The sequence below is a fragment of the Polaribacter sp. Q13 genome (assembly GCF_016858305.2).
Taxonomy (GTDB): Bacteria; Bacteroidota; Bacteroidia; order Flavobacteriales; family Flavobacteriaceae; genus Polaribacter.
Genome location: NZ_CP074436.1, coordinates 2,332,899 through 2,354,873, shown reverse-complemented (window position 1 = coordinate 2,354,873; position 21,975 = coordinate 2,332,899). Strand labels below are relative to the sequence as shown.

The following is a 21,975-nucleotide window of genomic DNA, read 5'->3' as shown; positions in this document are numbered from 1 at the left end:
ACGAAATATAGATTTTATGAAAATAAATAAATTAATAATATTATTAATCTCAACGCTATTCTTATTCTCTTGTTCAGAAGAGGATGAGAGTATCATGGGGGCTGAAGGTGAAACACCAATTTCAGTTAAAGCTTCTTTTAGTTATACAGTTTCAACAGCAGATCCTTATGTAGCAGTTTTACAAAGTACTACAGAAAGTTCCGTTGAATATCAAAGTTTTTGGGACTATGGTTTAGGAGGTGGAATTGTAAGTGATAACGCAGGTATTGCTGAGGTGAGATATAATGATGCAGGAGAATATGTTGTGAAATACTATGTTATTTACGATGGACTTACAACAATAGCAACTCAAACAATTAGGGTTGATGAAAATGGAGTTTGTCCAGATGGATTATGTGGCTCAACAAGTAATATAAGTTTAAAAGATGCTGCAACTACTTTTTCAGTAGGTACAATCACTAGAGCATCTTGGGTAAAAGCAGGAGGAAAACATACAGAAATCTTAAAAAAGGAGTTTAATAATATAACTTCAGAATATGAGATGAAAATGAATGTGATGTATCCATCGCAAGGAAACTACGATTTTAGTGCAGCAGATGCTATGGTAGATTTTGCGCAAGCAAATGGTATGAATGTTCACGGACATGCATTAATTTGGCACAATGCAACACCTTCTTGGGTTGAAAATTTTGCAGGAACCAATGCTGAATTTGAAGTAATGGTGAAAGATTATATTACAACCACTTTAACAAGATTCAAAGGTAAAGTTCGTTCTTGGGATGTGGTAAATGAAGCTTTTGAAGATGGATCAGGTCATCCACTTAGAAATTCTGTTTTTAGACAAAAAATGGGTGATGACTATATTAAAAAATGTTTTCAATTTGCAAGAGACGCAGATCCAGATGTATTGCTTTTTTATAACGATTATAACATGGCTTCTAGTACAACAAAAAGAGCAGCAATGTTTAAAATGGTCGATGAGCTAGGTGATTTAATTGATGGTGTTGGAGCTCAAATGCATATTTCTTATGAAGGTCCTTCAAAATCTAATATTGAAGCAGTGGCAGATGGTACTGTATCTAGAGGTTTAAAATTACACTTTGCTGAGTTAGATATTAGAGCAAATCCAAACAAGGATATAACTACTTTAACAGATGATAGAGCTCAAGAACAAAGAGCAAAATATAAAGAAGTAGTTCAAATATACAATTCTATTCCTTTAGCAAATAAATTCGCCCTAACAATTTGGGGAGTAAGAGATAATGAATCTTGGCTGATAGATTTTTGGGGAAATGCAGATTGGCCTTTATTGTTTGATTCAAATTATAATAAAAAAGCTGCTTATTTCGGTTTTTTAGAAGGATTACAATAAATAAGTTATTTGTTAAGTGTAATTTGAATTTAGAATCAGTTAAACTTTTCTGCGAAGTTTAACTGATTTTTTTTTTAGAATAATAACCAGTTAATTTTTTATATATCATACGATGAAAACAAAAAATCTTATAAAACTAGCTTATATATTGGTGATTTTTACAAGTGTTATTGCGTGTAATAATTCAAAAGAAAAGAAGGAAGTAATAGGTTTAAAAAATGCGGCAACTTTTCCAATTGGTACGGCAATAAATATCAATAGGTTATTAAATGATGCGAAGCTTCAAAAATTACAAATTGAAAATTTCAACAGTATTACTGCCACTAGTGATATGAAAATGCAGTCCATTTTGCCAGTTGAAAATCAGTATAACTGGAAAACTTCCGATACTATTTTACAGTACGCTACAAAACACAATCAAAGGTTATTTGGACATAATTTAATTTGGCATAGTTCTACACCAAAATGGGTAGAGGAGAAAGGTGAAAAAGATCGTATTTGGTTGGGTGATTTTATGCAAGAGTATATAAAAACCTACGTAGGAAGATATAAAGGAAAAGTAGCAGCTTGGGATGTAGTTAATGAAGCTTTTGAATCTAGTGGAGCAAATTATAGAGAATCATTTTGGTATAAAAAACTAGGCAAAAGTTATATAGAAAAAGCATTTCAATATGCTCATGAAGCAGACCCAGAAGCTATTTTATTTTATAATGATTTTAATATTGAAAGAGATACAGTAAAGTTAAACGCCGTATTAAATATGGTAAATGAGTTTAAATCTAAAGGAGTTCCAATTTCTGGTATTGGTTTTCAAATGCACATAAGAATGGATATTCCTGACGAAATTATAGCGTTTGCATTAAAAAAAGCTGCGGAAACAGGTTTGCAAATTCATCTATCTGAAGTTGATATTATTTTTAATACTCATAATGATGAACGGTTAGGTGGTATTCAGAATTATAGCGTTTTAACCGATGAAATGAAACAAGCGCAAGCCGAGAAGTATAAAAATTTGATTAAAATGTATAAAGAGATAGTACCTAGAGAGCAACAATTTGGAATTACGTTTTGGGATTTTACAGATAGAGATTCTTGGATTAAAGGCTTCTTTAATTTGAAAGATTGGCCGTGTATATATGATGATAATTTACAACCAAAGCCGGCCTATTTTGGTGTGTTAGATGGTTTAAAAGAGTAAAAATATATCGTATGAAAAAATGTGCAATAGCAATGTTATTTGTAATTGCCGTAATTGGCTGTACAAATAAAAAAGAACAAATTAAAGCAGTTAAAAAACAGCTAAATACATTTTCAAACCCAATTTTACAGGGTTTTTATCCAGATCCAAGTATTTGTAAAGTAGATGATAGTTATTACCTTATAAATTCAACATTTGCTTATTTTCCAGGAATACCTGTTTTTAAAAGTGATGATTTAGTAAACTGGAAACAAATAGGAAACGCTTTAAACAGAGCAGAACAATTAGATTTAGAAGGTTTAGAAGTTTCTCAAGGCGTTTTTGCTCCTGCAATTTCTTATCATAATGGAGTGTTTTATATTATTAACACGATTGTTGGTGGTAAAAATAATTTTATTATTTCCGCTTCAGATCCTGCCGGACCTTGGTCTAACCCAACTTGGTTGCCAAAAGTAGAAGGTATAGATCCATCTATGTTTTTTGATAAAGAAGATAAAACGTATGTTGTTTTTAATAGTAATCCTCCTAATAATTCACCAGAATATGATGGGCACAGAACTATTAAAATTATAGAATTAGATGTTAAGAATCTAAAAACAGTTGGTGAAGCTAAAATAATTATAAATAAAGGAGCAAAACCAGAAGACAAACCTATTTGGATTGAAGGTCCGCATATTTATAATAGAAACGGGTTTTACTATGTAATGGCTGCAGAAGGTGGTACCGCAGAAGAGCATTCTGAAGTTGTGTTTAGAAGTAAAAATATTTTAGGTCCTTATAAAAGTTATAAAAATAACCCGATTTTAACGCAACGAAATTTAGACGTTAATAGACAAAATCCAATAACGTCAACAGGTCACGCAGATATTATTAAAGATATCAATGGTAATTGGTGGGGCGTTTTTTTAGGATGTAGACCTTATAATAAAAATTATTTTAACACTGGTAGAGAAACTTTTATGGCACCTGTAAAATGGAAAAATGATTGGCCAGTTTTTGATTTGGAAGGAGATGTTGTAAAAGATCGCTATCAAATAACATTAAAGAAACCTCTTGCTAATGTACAGTCTGTTAACGCCGATTTTATCGATGAATTTAATACAGATACTTTAGCGTTTGATTGGCTTTTTTTAAGAACTCCTAAAGAAAAATGGTATTCACTTTTAAACGGAGAATTAACAATAAAAACTCGTCCAGAAACTACTTCAGGGACATCAAACCCAAGTTTTATTGGGTATAGACAAAAACATCTATTAGGTCAGGTAACTACAAACCTATCTTTTAAACCAGTTTCAGAGAATGAAAAAGCAGGCTTAATTGCTTTTCAAAATGAAACGCATTATTATTACTTATGTAAAAGCTTAAAAGATAATATGCCTGTTGTTCAGTTATTAAAATCAACAGAAAACGGAACAGAAGAAATCGCCTTTACATCAATAAAAGAGAGCGATAAAATATCTTTTAAGATTCAAGCAAAAGGAACATATTACAATTTCTACTACTCAATAAATAATACAGATTGGCAAGTTTTAAATAAAAATGTAGATGCTCGTTTTTTAAGCACCAAACAAGCCGGTGGATTTGTAGGAACTATTTACGGAATGTACACAACTTCATCAGGTATTAAAAGCAAAAACAAAGCTGTTTATCATTGGTTTAAAAACAAGAATATAAATTAATAGTAATCTGTAAACTAGTGCGTAAAAAAGGCAAATATTGCTAATATTTATGTTGATTTTTAAATGCTATTTACAAAAAATTTTAAAAAATGATAAAATTAATAGGTTCATTATTTTTAGGTAAGTTAAGTTTAATTATTCTATTGTTGTTTTTGCAAAATGGATTTAGCCAAGAGGTAAAACCTCGTTTTAATTACAATGCTAAATACGAACCAGAAAAAGGAATTTATCACGGTGCTGGTCAAGATAAAAATGGGTTTCACGATTATGTAAATGCTGTAGGACAAGATAAAATGCCTGCAATTTATATGACGTATGTTAATATAACTTCACCGGTAAAAAGGATTGAGCGTTGGGGAAAAAGTTTAAAACAGGTTTTAGATAGTTTGCCCAAAGGGATAATGCCTCAAATTGGTTTAGGGTTTACTGGCGGTAAGGATACTGGAGCAGGTTTGGATAAAGAAGTCGCTGATGGAAAATATAACAAACAATTACAAGCATTTTATAAAGTGCTTTTAGATTTAGACAGACCCTCTTTTACTAGAATTGGTTATGAGTTTGAAGGCGATTGGAACGGCTATTCACCTGAAAGTTTTAAAAAAGTGTTCATCACTATTTCAAAGGCATTTAAAGAAAAGAATATAAAATCGGCTACGGTTTGGTGCTCAGGTGGGGGCTCTGCAGATTTTATAAGTCTTGATAAGTTGATGGAATACTATCCTGGTGATGAATATGTAGATTGGTGGGGTATCGATATTTTTAGTCCTGAAGAATTTGATCATATTGGTTTACAAAACTTTTTTGATGCAGCGCATATTCATAAAAGACCCGTTATGATTGGCGAGTGTACTCCACGATTTGTAGGTGTTTTAGATGGTGAAACTTCTTGGGGAAAATGGTTCAAACCTTTTTTTAGAATGTTACATGATACCCCAGGAATAAAAGCATTTTGCTACATCAATTGGGATTGGGAATATTGGTCTAACAGAAATGGTTTTCCATGGCATGATTGGAAAGATGCACGTATCGAAAAAAATCCATTTGTATTAGAGGCTTATAAAAAAGAAATGGAGAAGCCATTATTTATTCACCTTAATAATAAATAAGTAAAGATGAAAAAGGTTATATTTTTAGTTATTTTTCTAATGACATTTATCGGTTTTGCTCAAGAAAACTACAGTATTACTTCTCAAAAAGAGAGACTAAGACAATATTCTGGTCAGTGGGTAAGTGCTATGAATCCGAGCACTGATAGTGTTGCAAAATTTCCTGAGATAAAAATGAGTAGTTTGAGTAATTTCAATAATCATTCGCTCACAGTTAAAGTTTTACAAAAAGACAGCGCCAACCAATACAATTCGATACTTCAAGAAATTATTGGTTATGATAGTGTTACTGATACTATTTTTGCTGCAGGTCATAATGCACAAGGCGCATTTTTCACTGGAAAAGGAAGTTTTGCTTCAGAAAAAAAATGGACGATGCAAGACAAAGACCTTAATGGAAATAAAACAATGAAGGTTGATTTTAACTTTCAAAATTATACGGATGTTATATTAGAAGGGTTTGATACTAATGAAAAGAGTTTATGGAAAACCAGATATATTAAAAACAATCCTAAAGACAAAAATATTGGTATTCAGCTCGTTTCTGTTCACAAAGAAATGCTTAAAAACCCGGAACAAACCTTAATTCAGTTAGGCAGAATGGGGTATAGCTATGTGGAGACCTTTGTATATAAAAACGGTAGTTTTTACGGTCAAAGTCCAACGCAGTTTAAGACTATGGTTGAAAAAGCAGGTATGAAATTTTTGGGTTCTATGACTTTTTTCGATCCTGAAGATAAAAATGATGATGCCGCAATATATGCATGGTGGAATAAAACGATACAAGACCATAAAAAAGCGGGTGTAGCATATCTATCTACTTCAAATAGTAAATTAAAAGGCATCAAGACGATTAAAGAACTTCAAGAGTATTGTAATTATTATGATAAAGTTGGAAAACTATGTAAAGAGAACGGACTTAAATTTGTGTATCATAATCATGCTGATGAATTTCTAAAGGTAGAAGGTGTAACCATTTATGATTATTTTCTTCAAAACACCAACCCAGAATATGTCTATTTTCAATCTGATGTATATTGGATGCAAGTGGGCGGTGTAAATCCTGTTCATTATTTTAAAACCTATCCTAAACGATTTATTAGTTGGCATGTAAAAGACTATAAAGAATTAGGCGAAAGTGGTAAAATAGATTTCAAGGATATTTTCAACTATCAAGAAATAGCTGGAGTTCAATACATTTTATCTGAAGTAGAAGAGTATAGTTTTCCACCATTGTATAGTGTTGGTTTAGCTTGGGAATATATTTATTATGAATTATTAAAATAAACGTTTGATTATGAAACCTTTTACAATGAAGTATCTTTTATTAACTATATTTTTCTTTACAATGATTAAAACCAATGCGCAAGACCAGTTTCGTGTTTTATTGTTTACCCAACATGATACTTGGCATTACAATACCATTCCTGTTGCTGTTGAAGCATTTAAGGAAATGGCAGCTGAAAATCAGTTTAAGTTTGATTGGACGCAAAGACCAGATGATCTTATAACTAAATTACCAGAATATGATGTTGTCATATTTATGAACGCCAATGCCAATTTTTTGACTACAAAACATATGGATGCTTTAAAAGCATTTATGAAACGAGGCGGAGGCTTTGTAGGCATACACGGAACAGCAGATGGTGAAAACGACAATGCTTGGTTTGATGGTCTTGTAGGGGCAAAATTTGTGAATCATCCAAAATTACAAGCAGCAATTGTAAACGTTGAGAATAGTGATTTTCCGGCAACATGGCATCTGCCAAAAAAATGGCTTCGTAGTGATGAGTGGTATAATTTTGAAAATATGAATTTAGAGAAACTAAATATTCTATTGAATGTTGATGAAGCTTCTTATGATTTTACTGCGGGTTATGATGGCATTCCGTTAAAAGGTATGGGAGCGGAACATCCCATTTCATGGTATCAAGAATATGAAGGTGGAAGATCCTTTTACACGGCTTTAGGTCATAAACCAGAATCGTTTAAAGACAGAAACTTTTTGAATCACATTTTTGGTGGTATTTACTGGACATCTAATAAATAGGTTTTTCACAAACTTTTTAGCACTTATTTGCAGAAACCAATGCATTAAATTTTTTATAATATGACTATTTAGTTTTATCAAAAAATTTCAATTAATGATATCTTTACTTTAAAATATTTAGTCAAAAAAACTCAACAAACAATAAACACTACCTAACTAGAAAACCATTTGTTTAAGAAAAAAATAAATTTAAAATAAATAAGACATGATTAAAAATATGATGATAATTTCAATGGCCTTGTTTTGTGCTATTGGATATGGACAAACGAAACAAAATGCAAAATATGTATTTCTGTTTATTGGAGATGGTATGGGAGTAAGTCAAGTTTATACAACCGAAATGTATTTAAATGCAAAACCCAACGAGATTAAAACTGAAAAACTATTAATGAGTAGTTTTCCGGTTAATTCGAATATGACGAATTATTCAGCTAGTTCTTATGTTACTACCTCTTGTTCAGCAGCAACAGCAATGTCAACAGGATTTAAAACGGCTAATGGTATTATAGGAAAATCGCCTGACAAAAAAATAGCGTATGAAAACATATCTCAAAAAGTAAAAAAAGCAGGTTTTAAAGTAGGTATATTGTCTAGTGTAATGATAGATCACGCTACTCCTGCTTCCTTTTATGCACATCAAGATTCTCGTAATATGTATTACGAAATTAGCATGGAGCTACCCAATTATAATATTGATTATTTTGGAGGAGGAGGCTTCCATCATCCTAAAGGAAAAAAAGGAGATCAACCAGATTCATTTGAAAATGCTATTAAAAAGGGCTATACCATAGCAGACTCTCATGAGGAATTTAATAAACTGAAAAATGGCGATGAAAAAATAATTGCCATAAACCCTGAAAAGTATCCTACAGGAGAATTTTACTGGGCTATTGATAAAAAAGAAGACGCGCTTTCTCTTGCCGATTTTACAAAAAAAGGGATTGAAGTGATTGATAATGATAAAGGTTTTTTTATGATGGTAGAAGGCGGTAAAATTGATTGGGCGTGTCATGGAAACGATGGTGTATCTATGGTGCATGAAGTACTTGCTTTTAATGATGCTATTAAAGAAGCTTTTGAGTTTTACAAAAAACGACCAGATGAAACATTAATAATAGTTACTGCAGACCATGAAACAGGGGCCTTATCTACTGGGATAAATTATGTCACAAATCCTGAATTGTTGAAATACCAAATAATTTCAGTTCAAGAGTTTAAAAGAAAAATGACAGAACTTAAAAATACAGATCCAAAAGTCTCTTTCAATACTATTTTAGAGTTAGTACAGGCAGATTTTGGCTTAGGAAACAAGGATATCGGTTTGTCTTTAGATGATAAAGAATTGACCTTATTAAAATCTGCCTACAACAAACAGTTTAAAGGACATAAGGAAGTAAACGCAGATGCCGATTATTTAAGTAAAACTAAGACAAAATCCATTGCAGAAACAGCAGCCTACATTTTGAATAAAAAGGCAGGAATAAGATGGGGTTCTGGTGATCATTCTGGTACACCGGTTCCTGTTAGAGTTATAGGTAAAGGTCAAGAAGAGTTCTCAGAATATTTCGATAATACCGATTTACCAAAAAAAATTCTGAAACTTATGGGTATTTAAATGAATCATTTTTAGATGAAATTCTTTTAAAAATATCCTCAATTAATAGGGTGAAAAAAGGAATAATATTCCATAATCGAATTTCCACCTTACTTTTTGTCAGCAAACATAACAAGAAGCATTAACTTTATAAAAACACCATAGATCTAAAATTTATAAAATATGAAATACTCATTATTACTCGCGCTATTCTTAATACAATTCATTGGTTATTCGCAATCGACTGATGTAAAAACCGGTTCTGAAAAAGGTGAAGACAAGTTGTTATTAACAGTTTTTCTTAAACATGATCAAAGTATGAATTTAAATGAAATTGAAAAGATAAGAACCGATCAAGGGTTTTATGAAAATTTCCCACCAGAAGGCGTTTCTGTAGTTAATTGGTTTGTAGTTATGGGAATTGGTCAAATGGTTGTTTTGGAACTGCCTGCTTCAAAATTATCAGCAGTAAACCTTGCTATTGAAAGAACAGCATGGAAAGCTTTTAAATCAGAGATGTATCCAACCTATGATTTATACCCTATTATGGAAAAAAAGTTAAAGAATAAGTCGAAGGTTACTTATTAGTACTTTAGCTGTAGAATTGCGTTATCTTAATAACTCTTTTTTAATGCGAATAAAATAAACTATTAATAAGGTATCACTAAAAATAAATATATGAAACGTAAAATAATATTATTAACTATAAGTTTAATTTGTTTTCTTGCTGTAGATGCACAAAACATTGTTTATGTATATGGAGATGTTGCTGCGGATGGCACGCTACCATCGGGAAGTAAAAAACCATTTCACCAAATGCGTTTGAATGATGAAGGAGCTTTAGGAATGAGTGGTTTTAAAAAAGCATTAGATGCTGTTGGGTTTACGGTAAACGAAGTTTACGATCAAGAAATTGTAATTAATGCCGAATTTTTAAAGTCGATTGATGTTTTAATTTTAGGCTCAAATCAGCGAGTTTTTAACAAAGCTGAAGCTAAAGCCTTAAAGCGTTGGGTGAAAAAAGGTGGCGGAGTAATTGCTTGGTCAGATAGTGGATTTGGTGGTGAGTATAGCATTGTAGGTGTGGATAATGAAGTAGGGAGAATTTCTGACAATGCTTTAATGGAGCAATTTGGTATGTATTTTTTGACTGATAATGGTGCTGGAAACTATTTGGTGAATGAGTATACACAAGATCACTTTATTAATAAAAAAAATAAACATAAAGGCGTTGCTTTTAGGGGAGAAGGCGTAAGTTTTATTCGTGTTTCTAAACCGGCAGTAATTTTAGCGAAAGCGCAAGAAGGCGGATTAGGCGGTAGGTTAGTTGTAAATTCTAATGATGGTAAATTTAATGAAAATACCGATGTAGCTTTAGCAATAGCTGAAATAGGTAAAGGTAGAGTAATAGGTGTTTTTGATCGTAATTTGTTTTGGAATGCTGGGGCTGGTACCCGTTTAAGTCATTCCGATAATAGAGTGTTTGCACAACGAATTGCACTTTGGGCAGCAGGTCTCGAGGATGAGCAACGTTTTGCAAATGACACCAATGCTATAGTTTCTGCAATAAATACACCACCCACTATTACTATCGATTATACGTATTCAAAAACAGATAACAGTCTTGCAATTACAACTGTGATTACTGACGAGGATAAAGATGATATTAGCCCAGAAATAGTATGGAAGCAAGTAAAAGGTCCTGCCGATTGTGCGTTCGAAAATAATAACCCAAATACTATAACACCACGTGTTTTTATTCCCAAAGCAGGTAAATATGTTTTTAAAGCAACTGTTTTAGATGGTGAGTTTAAAATTAATAAATTCTTAAACTATACAAGGGAGTAAAAATTATTTAAATGAAAATAAATATAAAATTGTTTAAAACCTTTTTAGGTTTTAAACATATCATTTTCTTTATAGTATTATGCACCTCATGTAATGCTCAAAACAAAAAGAGCAATCAAATTATAGGCGATGGTGCAGAATTGGTCTTAATTTCAAATGATTTTGAATTTACGGAAGGGCCAGCAACAGATAAAGAAGGGAATGTTTTTTTTACCGACCAACCCAATGACAGAATTTTAAAATGGGATGCAAAAACCAATTTAGTATCTGAGTATATGAAACCCTCAGGTCGTTCAAATGGGCTTTATTTTGATAATAATGGTAACCTATTGTCTGCCGCAGATAAAAAAAACGAATTATGGCGTATTAAACCAAATAAAGAGGTAACTGTACTTGTAGATAACTATGAGCATAAAAAACTTAACGGCCCAAATGATCTTTGGGTTAATGCTACAGGAGGTATTTATTTTACAGACCCTTATTATCAACGTGATTGGTGGTCTCATAAAAAGCCACAACAAAAAGAAAATAGAGTCTATTATTTAGCCCCAAATACAGATAAACCTATTATTGTATCTAATGATAATTACGTACAGCCCAATGGTATTATTGGTTCTAAAGATGGTAGAAAATTGTATGTAGCAGACCAAGCAGACAATAAAACCTTTGTTTTTGATGTGCAAGAAAACGGAAATTTAACGAATAGAAAATTATTTACAACTATGGGATCTGATGGAATGACGATAGATAATAAGGGAAATATTTATTTATCAGGAACTGATGGTGTTACAGTTTTTAATGTTGATAGTGAAAAAATTCAACAAATTGCAGTGCCGCAGGGTTGGACTGCGAATGTAACTTTTGGTGGGAAAAATCAAAAAAAACTTTTTATAACAGCGATGAGTTCAGTGTATACTTTAGAGATGAATGTACAAGGTGTTCGATATGGGAATTAAGATAGTTTAGAAATCAAATTTTATGAAAAAAACAAAATTCACTTTTATGCTAATTGGTATTTTAATGCTTGCAATTACTGCATGTAATAATGATAAAACACCAAAAGAAACTAGTAATAATTTATCTGTATCTAAATCTAACGAGGATATGGCACTAAAACACGCTTTTGAAAAACGTTTTTTATTAGGTAGTGCAATAAACGATGATATTGTTTCTGGAAAAGAGAATGTTTTAAACCAAATTGTAAAAAAGGAGTTCAATACAATTACACCAGAAAATTGTATGAAAGCAGAATCTGTAAATCCAGCTCCTGGAGTTTATAATTTTAAAGCTGCAGATGAATTTGTTGCTTTTGGAAAAGAAAATAACATGTTTATTGTTGGACACACTTTAATATGGCATAACCAAACACCTGCTTGGTTTTTTACCAATAAAAAAGGAGAGGCTAATACTCCTAAAGAGCAAAAGGAGCAGTTACGAACCTACATTAAAACAGTTGCAGGTAGATATGCAGGAAAAGTACAAGCTTGGGATGTGGTAAATGAGGTAATGGATAATGATGGTTCATACAGACCAACAATATGGGTAAATAGTATTGGTGACGGTGATGAAATGGTAAAACTAGCCTTTAAATATGCAAGTGAATATGCACCAGATACAGAACTGTATTATAATGATTTTAATGCTTGGCGACCAGAAAAGAGAGAAGGTATAGTACGCATGGTAAAAATGCTTCAAAAAGAAGGAATTCGTATAGATGGAGTTGGTATTCAAGCACACTGGGGTCTTAATTTCCCTAAAAACGAATACATTCAGCAAGCTATTGATGCATATTCTGCACTTGGGATAAAAGTAATGATTACGGAGTTAGATGTTGATGTTTTGCCTTTAACAAAAGAAGGGCAAATTATTGGAAAAAGTATGATGGAACCTCAATTTCAATTGGAAGAATTTAAAACTTTTTTTGATCCTTATAAAAACGGTTTGCCAGAAGATGTGGAAAAACAATTGGCAAATAGATATAAAGAAATATTTGAGATTTTCTTAAAAAATAAAGATAAAATAGACAGAGTAACTTTTTGGGGTGTTCATGATGGAATGTCTTGGAAGAATGACTATCCTATACCAAATAGAACAAATTATCCTCTTTTGTATGATAGAAATATACAACCTAAATTGGCCAGAGAAGCTATTTTGGAAACAGTATTAAATTGGATTAATTGATATCGTAATCATTCTAAATACCGGTAAAAAGATAACTTATCTTTTACATAATTAGGCAAGTTATCTTTATATTTAATTACAAATACGAAATATAAGTATTGATAAGGGTAGATGACAAAGCATGTAATATGATGTTGCATTTATCTTTTAAACTTACAAATTCATAAAAATAATCGCTATTTGTATTCCATTTGAGAGCAACATTATTAGAAATTAAGCAACATAGAATTATAACTATCTTGAACAGATTGAATAAAATAAGACTTATCTGAATTCAAACCCTCTATATCGTTTATTTTATTAAATTCTCGCATATTAGTATCGCCCCACAAACTGAATTCAACGATTATTGGAGTTAATCGAATTCCTTTTTCGGTTAACAAATAAATATTCTCTTTTTTATTTTCAGGTATTTTTGTCTTGGATATTAATTTATAAGATTCCAATAACTTTAATCGTGCAGACAAAATACTTGGAGCAATCCTTTCGTCTGAATCAGATATTTCTTTGAATGTTTTTTTATGTTTAATTAACATATCTCGGATAATTAACAAAGACCATTTATCACCTACAACATCTAATGCAGAAGAGATTGGACAGCCAGAGCGAAATTCTTTTATCATCTTTAATTAATTATTACTATTAATTCGATAGTAATTATTACTTTTGCTATCGAATTGAAAGCAAAAATACAAAAATTATGTTAGCAGGTCATTTTACTACCGCATTAATAGCGAAACAAAAATTCCCAAAAGGAACATTACTTTATTTTTTAATTATATCACAATTACAGGATTTATTGTGGTTTACTTTTCATTATTTAGGACTTGAACGTACTGACCCAAGTGATGCCTTTGATGCCACTTTAAGTAATATGGCAGTTGATATGTTATATAGTCATGATTTAGCCCCTTTATTACTCTGGTTAGCTATTGCATTTGTAATTGGAAAATTATTATTTAAAAGCACGAAAATAGGATTAGTAAGTATGGCTTTAGTCTTTATACACTTTGTATTAGATTTCTTTTCTGGTCATATGCATCATCTGTTTGGGGCGGGTACAATGGAAGCTGGTCTTGGTCTGTACGCTTCCAATGTATATTTAGCCATTTTCATAGAAGTAATATTCATGATTGGAGCACTTTGGTATTTCTTTAGAGGAGAGGTAAAAAAAGGAATTATACGAACTACTAAAAATAAAGTAGCTATTATTTCTGTTTTCGCTTATGGAATTGTTTTTATGTCACTAATTGCAACACGTTCTTTTAGAGAGCTTCTAAGTATTCCTGAATTTAATTTAGGATTTAACACCAATATGCCTACCTTGATTTTTACTTATGGTGCAATGTTGTATTGTTTAATTTTTTTTGTTCCAAAATACAAGGTTGAATAAAAAATAGAACTATGATTGAAGGAATTATCAGCTTTATAAAAGAATTGAAACTTCGTAACGAGTACTTATTTTATTTTGGCCTGTTATGTTTAATTCTTTCCATAATTTGTATGGTTCTTACCAAAACAACATCGACACAGATTCACGGGGTAAATGCCTGGGTCAAGCCTTTCAAATTTGCTGTATCAATAGGCTTATATTCTTGGACTATGGCTTGGTACTGCCATTATCTTTCAGATTTTAATGGAACACCTTTTAATTGGACAGTAATTACGTTGTTCGGTTTTGAACTTTTATATATTATTTTTCAAGCATCAAAAGGACTATTATCTCATTTCAATATTAGCACACCAACGTATTCACTTCTATATTCGTTAATGGGTTTAATAGCAGTAGTTGTTACACTATATACTGCTTATATTGGCTTGTTATTTTTCACACAGTCTTTTCCAAATTTACCGAGTTATTACGTTTGGTCAATTCGTTTGGGAATCTTTATTTTTGTTATTTTTTCATTTGAAGGAGGTTTAATGGGGTCTCGTATGAACCACAGTGTTGGAGCTATCAATGATAATTCGAATTGGTGGATTCTAGGTTGGAGTAAAATTGTAGGAGATTTAAGAGTCTCGCACTTTATTGGTATGCACGCTTTACAAGTACTACCATTACTTTCTTTTTACATTTTTAAAAACACAAAAGCAACAATAGTTATTTCATTACTTTATGGACTTCTTGCAACATCAACTTTAGTTCAGGCATTAAAGGGCAAACCTATTATTTCTCAAAAGAAGGTAAAAGAATTGGAATGAAAAACGGCATCCAACGATGTATCAAAGCACTAGTGGTTTAGGTTTTAACTCGAACCGTTTTTCTTTTTTTTAAGTATATTTCGATACGAAAGCTAATGCGTTTTAATCCGCTACTGTTCTTATACTAAACGATGTATCATTGCTTACAAAAGAAGGGCAAATTATTGGCAGAAGTATGATGGAATCTCAATTTTAATTAGAAGAATTTGAAACCTTTTTTGACCCTTATAAAAATGGTTTGCCACAAGATGTAGAAAAACAATTGGCAAATAGATACAAGGAATTATTGGAGATTTTCTTAAAGAACAAACATAAAATAGACAGAGTAACTTTTTGAGGTGTGTATGATGGCATATCTTGTAAAAATGGTTACCCAATACCAAACAGAACAAATTATCCTCTTTTATATAATAGAAATTTACAAACTAAACTTGTTAGAAAAGCTATTTTAGAAACTGTAAAATAAACCCATTAACTTTGATTATAAAGGTTTTTATAAAGTAGATAAAAATCAAATCCTCTTCTATAAAGTCATTACTTGAGCAAAATTATAGTGCTACCAAGTATTTATAAATTTTATGTAGTATTTAATCATTTGCTAAAGAATTTTTTTTTCAGTTGTTCAAATAACAAAACGAATGCAATAATTGTTTTACTCAAAGCACTATTTGTCTTACAGTATTTTAGCGATTATAATTAATTTTAAAATTGAAATTACTAAATTTTAATCTGTCAAATAATAAATTTAATTTTTTAAAGTTTGACAAAAATAAAACACCTTAAAATATTGGAAAGAAAATCTTTTATTAAACAACTTTTAGCGGGGTCTACAGGTATAACACTATTTGCATTGCAAATGCAAATGTTACAAGGTTGTACAACTTCTGATAAAACTAAAAAATTAGGCATAGCTTTAGTTGGCTTGGGTTCTTATTCCACAACACAATTAGCACCAGCTTTATTAGAAACAAAGCACTCTTATCTGTCTGCAATTGTTACTGGTACCAAAGAAAAAGAAGGTGTTTGGGCAAAAAAATACAACATCAAAAAAGAAAATATTTACAACTATACTAATTTTGATGAAATTGTAAATAATGATGCTATAGATATCGTATATATTGTCTTACCAAATAGTATGCATGCAGAATTTACTATTAGAGCAGCAAAGGCAGGTAAACATGTTATTTGTGAAAAACCGATGGCAACTTCTGTGGAAGATTGTCAAAGAATGATCGCTAGTTGTAAAAAAGAAAATGTAAAACTATCTATAGGTTACAGATTACATTTCGATCCTATTAATGGCTATTTGATGGAACTTGGGCAAAATAAAGTTTTTGGCAAAATGAATACTGAAGCTGGTTTTGCGTTTACTTTAAAAAATCCTAAAAAATGGAGATTGCAAAAATCTTTATCTGGTGGAGGACCTTTAATGGATTTAGGAATTTATGTATTACAATCTGCGATCTATATGTTTGGTGAATTACCAACATCTTTATGGGCAAAAGACACAACTAAAGACATTACCTTTTTTAACAAACAAAATATTGAAGGAAGTTTAGAATGGGAAATGACATTTCCATCAGGAAAAGCCTTGTGCAAAACTTCATATGAAGAAGATTTTTATTGTTATATAACTGCATCCACAGAAAAAGGAGAAATAGAATTAAATCCTTCATTTACTTATGGTGGTTTAGAAGGTAAAACCCCAAATGGCCCTATAGAAATTGAAAACGTAAATCAACAAGCACTTCAAATTGATGCTTTTGCATTAAATATTTTAAATGATACTAAAAGTATCGTTCCTGGTGAAATGGGGTTACGTGATATGTATATCATTGAAAAGATTTATGAATCAGCAAATGAAAATAGCAAGGAAGTTTTTTTAGATGAAATTCCTAATATTCTAGACTTAAGAAAAAGAGGTGATTAAAAATCGCTCCAAATTTGACTATTTCAGATAAAGATGATACAAGTATTGCTATTTTATTTGTTTAGATACCTACAAGGTTAAAATATCTAATTGCAGAAGTAGAAGATTACACCTATCCAAGAATTACAATTGTGGGTTTAGCATAGGAATATATGTATTATTAAAATAAACGTTTTATGATGAAATCTTTTACAATTAAATATCTGTTATTAACTATAAGTTTCTTGACAATGATGAAAACAAATGCGCAAGACCAGTTTAGTGTTCTATTGTATACCCAACATGATACTTGGCATTACAATAACATACCTGTTGCTATTCAGGCTTTTGAAGAAATGGCAAAAGAACATCAATTTAAGTTTAATTGGACACAAAGACCAAATGATCTTATAACGAAATTACCAAAACATGATGTAGTAATATTTATGAACGCTAATGCTGATTCTTTAAAGACAAAACATATGATTGCTTTAAAAGTATTTATGAAAAGAGGCGGAGGCTTTGTTGGTATACATGGAACATCAGATGGTAAAAACGATAATTCTTGGTTTGATGGTCTTGTTGGAGCGAAATTTGTGAATCATCCAAAATTGCAAGCCGCAATTGTAAAAGTTGAAAATAATGATTTTCCAGCAACATGGCATTTGCCAAATAAATGGCTACGAAGTGATGAATGGTATAACTTTAAAAATATAAATTTAGAGAGACTAAATATTCTATTGACTGTTGATGAAGCTTCTTATGATTTTACTGCGGGTTATGATAACATTCCGTTAAAAGGTATGGGAGAGAAACACCCCATCTCATGGAATCAAGAGTATCAAGGAGGAAGATCTTTTTATACAGCTTTAGGCCATAAACCAGAATCATATAAAGACAAAAATTTCTTAAATCACATTTTTGGAGGCATATACTGGGTTTTAAATAAAAATAAGCAATACTGAACTAAAATGATAAAATTAATAGATGCTAATAATTTTTCAAAAGATTTTGAAAAACAGGGGATTCAATTATTTACATTAAAAAATAAAAATGGAATTGTATCTCAAATAACCAATTATGGGGGTAGAGTTGTAAATCTATTTGTTCCTGATAAAAATGGTGTATTTGAAGATGTTGTTTTAGGCTACGATTCTGCAAAAAATTATTTAGAAAAGCCAGATCATTTTTTTGGGGCTATTATTGGTCGATATGGTAATAGAATTGCAAATGGTAAATTTAGTATAGATAATAATGAATTTTTATTAGAGAAAAATGAAGAGGAAAACCAATTACATGGAGGTGAAAAAGGTTTTCATGCAGTTGTTTGGCAAGCAAAACAAATATCCGAATCCGTTTTAGAATTAACTCATTTTTCAAAACACTTAGATCAAGGATTTCCTGGTAATTTAGAAGTGAAAGTAGAGTATACGTTAACCGATGAAAATGAATTACAAATAAAATATTTTGCAGTTTCAGATGCAAAAACCGTTATAAACTTAACAAATCATTCTTATTTTAATTTATCGGGTAATTTTAATAAATCAATAGAAAATCATTTATTTCAGATAAAGGCAGATTATTATTTACCTGTAAATGATAAAATGGTTCCTGTAGGGATTTTAGAAAATGTTGCCAATTCTCCTTTCGATTTCAGAAAATTAAAAACACTGAAGCAAGCTCTAAATAAACAACATAAACAAATAGATTTAGGTAGTGGTTTTGACCATAATTTTGTTTTAGATGATGTGAATACAGGTTTTGTAGCAAAAGTAATTGATGAAAATTCTGGGAGAAGTTTAGAGGTTTTTACTACTGAACCTGGCATACAATTTTATTCAGGAAATCATCTAAATAACTTAGAAGGCAAAAACGATGTTTTATATCAAAAAAGAGCCGCGTTTTGTTTAGAAACGCAACATTTTCCAAATAGTCCTAATCAAACCAATTTTCCATCAACCTTATTACTATCTGGAGAAAAATATTTTTCAAGAACTATTTATAAGTTTAGTGTTTATAAGTGATTGCTAGAATTTAGTAACACTTTTAAAATAGAATTAAATTCTTATAATGCAAGAATTGTTCTACTAAAAGCAGTATTTGTTTTACAGCAATCTACATATTACAGTTAATTTTAAACCAATATTAAGTGCTATTTTTTTAAACTACTTATTGGTCGGTTTATATAAAAAAAAACTCACTTAATAGCAGTAAGTGATATTCATAGAGATTTACAAATAAATACAATATAGATATGTTTAATAAAATAAATACAACTTTACTCTTATTATCAATTTGCTTTTTAAGCTGTAAAGAGACAAAAAAAGAAGCTGTTAAAGAAACACCTCAAAACAAAACTTCTTTGAAAGATAGTTTTAAAGAAGACTTTTTAATAGGTACGGCACTTAATACAGGGCAGATTAAAGAAGTAAATGCGGAGCAAACAGCTTTAATAACTAGAGAGTTTAATGCGATTTCTCCAGAGAACGATTTAAAATGGGAGCAAATTCACCCTAAAAAAGATACTTATAATTTCGATGTCTCGGATGCTTATGTTGCTTTTGGTCAGAAAAATAATATGCATATCGTTGGTCATACCTTGCTTTGGCATAGTCAATTGGCACCTTGGGTTCATGAAATTACAAATAAGGATACTTTAGTAAATAACATTACAAAACACATTAATACCATTGCAGGTAGATATAAAGGAAAAATTGATTCTTGGGATGTTGTAAATGAAGCTTTAAATGAAGATGGGTCTCCAAGAGAATCTATGTTTTATAAAATTTTTGGCGATGAAAGTTATTTAGAATTGGCCTTTAAACTTGCTGAAAAAGCAGCACCAGATGCAGATCTAGTTTACAACGATTACAATCTTTGGAAACCAGCAAAAAGAGAAGGAGTTATTAGAATTGTAAAAAATTTACAAGCAAAAGGTATTAGAATTGATGGTGTTGGTATGCAAGCACATTGGAGTTTAGAGGGGCCATCTTTAGAAGATATTGAAAATAGTATAATTGCGTATTCAGAATTAGGAGTAAAAGTTATGTTTACAGAATTAGACATTACCGTTCTGCCAAATCCTTGGGAACTGGATGGAGCTGCGGTAGAGCAAAGCTATGAAAGATACGAGAATGATCCTAAAATGAATCCTTATCCAAATGGATTAACGGAAGACATTAAACTAAAAATAGCAAAACGGTATGAAGATATTTTTAATCTTTTCTTAAAACACAAAGATAAAATTAGTCGTGTAACTTTTTGGGGAGTTAACGATGGGCAATCTTGGTTAAATGATTGGCCAATAAAAGGACGTACAAATTATCCTTTACTTTTTGGAAGAGATGATAAACCAAAAGAAGTATACAATAATGTAATTGCGCTTAAAAATAAGGCAAACTAATACCTCCTAAAAATGACAACTATTTCACACAAATTATCAGTAAAAGAAAAAGTAGGTTATGCTCTTGGAGATTTAGCAGCCAATTTAGTTTTTCAAACTTTAGTAACCTATCTCTCTTATTTTTATACAGATATTTATGGCTTAAAGCCAGAAGATGCCGCATTAGTAACCTTAACCGTTGGTCTTATAGCTGCGTTTGGTTTTAACCCAATAGTGGGTGCTTTGGCAGATAGAACAAATACTAAAATGGGTAAATTTAGACCCTGGATTTTATGGACTGCAATACCTCTAGGGCTAGCTGCATTATTAGCTTTTTCTACGCCAGATTTTGAGTATCAAGGAAAGGTTATTTATGCTGTAATTACCTATTCTTTATTGCTCTTATTATACTCAGCAAATAATTTACCGTATGCTGCTTTAAGTGGTGTTATTACAGGAGATATGAAAGAGCGTAATAGCTTATCTGCATATCGATTTGTGGGTGTTTTAGGAGCACAGTTTTTTGTACAAGTTTTTATGTACGATTTAATTTTAAAAGCAGGTGATGGTAACAAAGCAGCAGGTATGGAAACTGTAATGACCTATTTGGCAATTATCGGAACCATAATGTTAATGATTACATTTTTTACAACAAAAGAAAGAGTAATACCTAAGCCAGAACAAAAATCTAGTTTAAAAGAAGATTTATCAGATTTGTTTAAAAATAAACCTTGGGTAATTATGTTGGTGCTTACCACTCTAATATTTATCACATTAGCAATGAAAGGGGGTTCTTATGTTTATTATTTCGAAAACTTTGTAAATGAAGATAAACTAAGAGTGTTTTTAGATCCATATAAATCAATATTACCCACATTTGAAAATGAAACCTCTTTTGGTTTAGGAGTGTTTAACGGAATTGGAATTTTAGTTGGGTTAATAGGAATCGTTCTTTCTAAACGTTTGGCAGATAAATATGGAAAACGAAATGTTTTAGGTATTTCGCTCTTTATTTCAACCTTATTTATCATTGCTTTTTATTTTTATCAACCAGAATCTATAGGACTCATATTTGGTACTCAGATTTTACACATGTTTTTTTACGGAATTGGTACTCCAATTCTTTGGACGATGATTGCCGATGTAGCTGATTATTCTGAATGGAAAACAAACAGAAGAGCCACTGCTATTATTTTTTCTGCAATGATGGTTGGTTTAAAAGGAGGTATAAGTATTGGTAGTGCTTTAGTTTCATCAATTTTAGGAGGCTATGGATATGATTCTCATTTAGAAATACAAAGTGAAGCAGCCATTAATGGTACAAAGTTATTAATTAGTGTGTATGCTGCAGTTCCATTTTTAATAGGAGTAGGACTATTATATTTTTATGAAATTGATAAAAAAATGGAATTAAAAATAGAAAAAGAGTTAAAAGAAAGAAGAGCAATTTAAAA

The 21,975-nt window shown here is 31.0% G+C and carries 19 protein-coding genes; 18 read left to right on the top strand and 1 reads right to left on the bottom strand.

All coding sequences use genetic code 11. From position 1 onward, the window contains the following. Window positions 1-16: 16 nt before the first annotated feature. From JOP69_RS09855 to JOP69_RS09805, 11 genes are all read left to right on the top strand, one after another. A complete protein-coding gene (locus JOP69_RS09855; protein WP_203394781.1) occupies window positions 17-1,372 on the top strand; it encodes an endo-1,4-beta-xylanase in 1,356 nt (451 codons plus the stop codon). A 112-nt stretch (window positions 1,373-1,484) separates the two neighbouring features. Beyond that, entirely contained in the window at window positions 1,485-2,570 is a 1,086-nt protein-coding gene (locus tag JOP69_RS09850) for an endo-1,4-beta-xylanase (RefSeq protein ID WP_203394780.1), read from the top strand. A gap of 11 nt (window positions 2,571-2,581) precedes the next feature. Further along, on the top strand, window positions 2,582-4,249 hold the full coding sequence (locus tag JOP69_RS09845) for a glycoside hydrolase family 43 protein (RefSeq protein WP_203394779.1): 1,668 nt from the start codon (window positions 2,582-2,584) through the stop codon (window positions 4,247-4,249). Window positions 4,250-4,338: 89 nt separating this feature from the next. Further along, a complete protein-coding gene (locus tag JOP69_RS09840) occupies window positions 4,339-5,355 on the top strand; it encodes a glycosyl hydrolase (protein ID WP_203394778.1) in 1,017 nt (338 codons plus the stop codon). Window positions 5,356-5,361: 6 nt separating this feature from the next. Beyond that, window positions 5,362-6,642: a sugar phosphate isomerase/epimerase gene (locus JOP69_RS09835; RefSeq protein WP_203394777.1), complete on the top strand. Its 1,281-nt coding sequence runs from the start codon at window positions 5,362-5,364 to the stop codon at window positions 6,640-6,642. A 25-nt stretch (window positions 6,643-6,667) separates the two neighbouring features. Continuing rightward, on the top strand, window positions 6,668-7,405 hold the full coding sequence (locus JOP69_RS09830) for a ThuA domain-containing protein (protein ID WP_252191100.1): 738 nt from the start codon (window positions 6,668-6,670) through the stop codon (window positions 7,403-7,405). Between the two features lie 217 nt (window positions 7,406-7,622). Beyond that, complete coding sequence (locus JOP69_RS09825; RefSeq protein ID WP_203394775.1) at window positions 7,623-9,020, top strand: alkaline phosphatase; 1,398 nt, start codon at window positions 7,623-7,625, stop codon at window positions 9,018-9,020. A gap of 162 nt (window positions 9,021-9,182) precedes the next feature. Next, window positions 9,183-9,587 carry a hypothetical protein gene (locus tag JOP69_RS09820; RefSeq protein WP_203394774.1) on the top strand — a complete coding sequence of 135 codons (405 nt, stop codon included), beginning with the start codon at window positions 9,183-9,185 and terminating at the stop codon, window positions 9,585-9,587. Between the two features lie 90 nt (window positions 9,588-9,677). Beyond that, window positions 9,678-10,847 (top strand): hypothetical protein, encoded by a 1,170-nt coding sequence (locus JOP69_RS09815; protein ID WP_203394773.1) that lies wholly within the window; start codon window positions 9,678-9,680, stop codon window positions 10,845-10,847. A gap of 11 nt (window positions 10,848-10,858) precedes the next feature. Then, window positions 10,859-11,803 (top strand): SMP-30/gluconolactonase/LRE family protein, encoded by a 945-nt coding sequence (locus JOP69_RS09810; RefSeq protein WP_203394772.1) that lies wholly within the window; start codon window positions 10,859-10,861, stop codon window positions 11,801-11,803. A 22-nt stretch (window positions 11,804-11,825) separates the two neighbouring features. After that, window positions 11,826-13,028 (top strand): endo-1,4-beta-xylanase, encoded by a 1,203-nt coding sequence (locus JOP69_RS09805; protein WP_203394771.1) that lies wholly within the window; start codon window positions 11,826-11,828, stop codon window positions 13,026-13,028. A 206-nt stretch (window positions 13,029-13,234) separates the two neighbouring features. Here the strand turns inward: JOP69_RS09805 and JOP69_RS09800 are convergent, their stop codons facing one another. Further along, entirely contained in the window at window positions 13,235-13,651 is a 417-nt protein-coding gene (locus JOP69_RS09800) for a helix-turn-helix domain-containing protein (RefSeq protein WP_203394770.1), read from the bottom strand. Window positions 13,652-13,728: 77 nt separating this feature from the next. Here JOP69_RS09800 and JOP69_RS09795 point away from each other — a divergent pair, with 77 nt between their 5' ends. From JOP69_RS09795 to JOP69_RS09765, 7 genes are all read left to right on the top strand, one after another. Then, window positions 13,729-14,421 carry a hypothetical protein gene (locus JOP69_RS09795; RefSeq protein ID WP_203394769.1) on the top strand — a complete coding sequence of 231 codons (693 nt, stop codon included), beginning with the start codon at window positions 13,729-13,731 and terminating at the stop codon, window positions 14,419-14,421. Between the two features lie 209 nt (window positions 14,422-14,630). Beyond that, window positions 14,631-15,230 carry a hypothetical protein gene (locus JOP69_RS09790; RefSeq protein WP_252191099.1) on the top strand — a complete coding sequence of 200 codons (600 nt, stop codon included), beginning with the start codon at window positions 14,631-14,633 and terminating at the stop codon, window positions 15,228-15,230. 787 nt (window positions 15,231-16,017) lie between these two features. Next, complete coding sequence (locus JOP69_RS09785; RefSeq protein WP_249988932.1) at window positions 16,018-17,160, top strand: Gfo/Idh/MocA family protein; 1,143 nt, start codon at window positions 16,018-16,020, stop codon at window positions 17,158-17,160. Between the two features lie 176 nt (window positions 17,161-17,336). Continuing rightward, complete coding sequence (locus JOP69_RS09780) at window positions 17,337-18,104, top strand: ThuA domain-containing protein (RefSeq protein WP_252191098.1); 768 nt, start codon at window positions 17,337-17,339, stop codon at window positions 18,102-18,104. A gap of 6 nt (window positions 18,105-18,110) precedes the next feature. After that, complete coding sequence (locus tag JOP69_RS09775; RefSeq protein ID WP_203394767.1) at window positions 18,111-19,163, top strand: aldose epimerase family protein; 1,053 nt, start codon at window positions 18,111-18,113, stop codon at window positions 19,161-19,163. Window positions 19,164-19,393: 230 nt separating this feature from the next. After that, on the top strand, window positions 19,394-20,542 hold the full coding sequence (locus JOP69_RS09770; RefSeq protein ID WP_203394766.1) for an endo-1,4-beta-xylanase: 1,149 nt from the start codon (window positions 19,394-19,396) through the stop codon (window positions 20,540-20,542). A 12-nt stretch (window positions 20,543-20,554) separates the two neighbouring features. Then, window positions 20,555-21,973: an MFS transporter gene (locus tag JOP69_RS09765; RefSeq protein WP_203394765.1), complete on the top strand. Its 1,419-nt coding sequence runs from the start codon at window positions 20,555-20,557 to the stop codon at window positions 21,971-21,973. The last annotated feature ends 2 nt before the right edge of the window (window positions 21,974-21,975 follow it).

What these genes read in the sequence shown, in the direction of transcription:
- JOP69_RS09810 (WP_203394772.1), top strand. Translation starts at nt 10,859, where the DNA reads ATGAAAATAAATATAAAATTGTTTAAAACCTTTTTAGGTTTTAAACAT.
- JOP69_RS09830 (WP_252191100.1), top strand. Translation starts at nt 6,668, where the DNA reads ATGAAGTATCTTTTATTAACTATATTTTTCTTTACAATGATTAAAACC.
- JOP69_RS09805 (WP_203394771.1), top strand. Translation starts at nt 11,826, where the DNA reads ATGAAAAAAACAAAATTCACTTTTATGCTAATTGGTATTTTAATGCTT.
- JOP69_RS09765 (WP_203394765.1), top strand. Translation starts at nt 20,555, where the DNA reads ATGACAACTATTTCACACAAATTATCAGTAAAAGAAAAAGTAGGTTAT.
- JOP69_RS09840 (WP_203394778.1), top strand. Translation starts at nt 4,339, where the DNA reads ATGATAAAATTAATAGGTTCATTATTTTTAGGTAAGTTAAGTTTAATT.
- JOP69_RS09855 (WP_203394781.1), top strand. Translation starts at nt 17, where the DNA reads ATGAAAATAAATAAATTAATAATATTATTAATCTCAACGCTATTCTTA.
- JOP69_RS09780 (WP_252191098.1), top strand. Translation starts at nt 17,337, where the DNA reads ATGATGAAATCTTTTACAATTAAATATCTGTTATTAACTATAAGTTTC.
- JOP69_RS09845 (WP_203394779.1), top strand. Translation starts at nt 2,582, where the DNA reads ATGAAAAAATGTGCAATAGCAATGTTATTTGTAATTGCCGTAATTGGC.
- JOP69_RS09795 (WP_203394769.1), top strand. Translation starts at nt 13,729, where the DNA reads ATGTTAGCAGGTCATTTTACTACCGCATTAATAGCGAAACAAAAATTC.
- JOP69_RS09820 (WP_203394774.1), top strand. Translation starts at nt 9,183, where the DNA reads ATGAAATACTCATTATTACTCGCGCTATTCTTAATACAATTCATTGGT.
- JOP69_RS09790 (WP_252191099.1), top strand. Translation starts at nt 14,631, where the DNA reads ATGGCTTGGTACTGCCATTATCTTTCAGATTTTAATGGAACACCTTTT.
- JOP69_RS09815 (WP_203394773.1), top strand. Translation starts at nt 9,678, where the DNA reads ATGAAACGTAAAATAATATTATTAACTATAAGTTTAATTTGTTTTCTT.
- JOP69_RS09835 (WP_203394777.1), top strand. Translation starts at nt 5,362, where the DNA reads ATGAAAAAGGTTATATTTTTAGTTATTTTTCTAATGACATTTATCGGT.
- JOP69_RS09800 (WP_203394770.1), bottom strand. Translation starts at nt 13,651, where the DNA reads ATGATAAAAGAATTTCGCTCTGGCTGTCCAATCTCTTCTGCATTAGAT.
- JOP69_RS09775 (WP_203394767.1), top strand. Translation starts at nt 18,111, where the DNA reads ATGATAAAATTAATAGATGCTAATAATTTTTCAAAAGATTTTGAAAAA.
- JOP69_RS09850 (WP_203394780.1), top strand. Translation starts at nt 1,485, where the DNA reads ATGAAAACAAAAAATCTTATAAAACTAGCTTATATATTGGTGATTTTT.
- JOP69_RS09825 (WP_203394775.1), top strand. Translation starts at nt 7,623, where the DNA reads ATGATGATAATTTCAATGGCCTTGTTTTGTGCTATTGGATATGGACAA.
- JOP69_RS09770 (WP_203394766.1), top strand. Translation starts at nt 19,394, where the DNA reads ATGTTTAATAAAATAAATACAACTTTACTCTTATTATCAATTTGCTTT.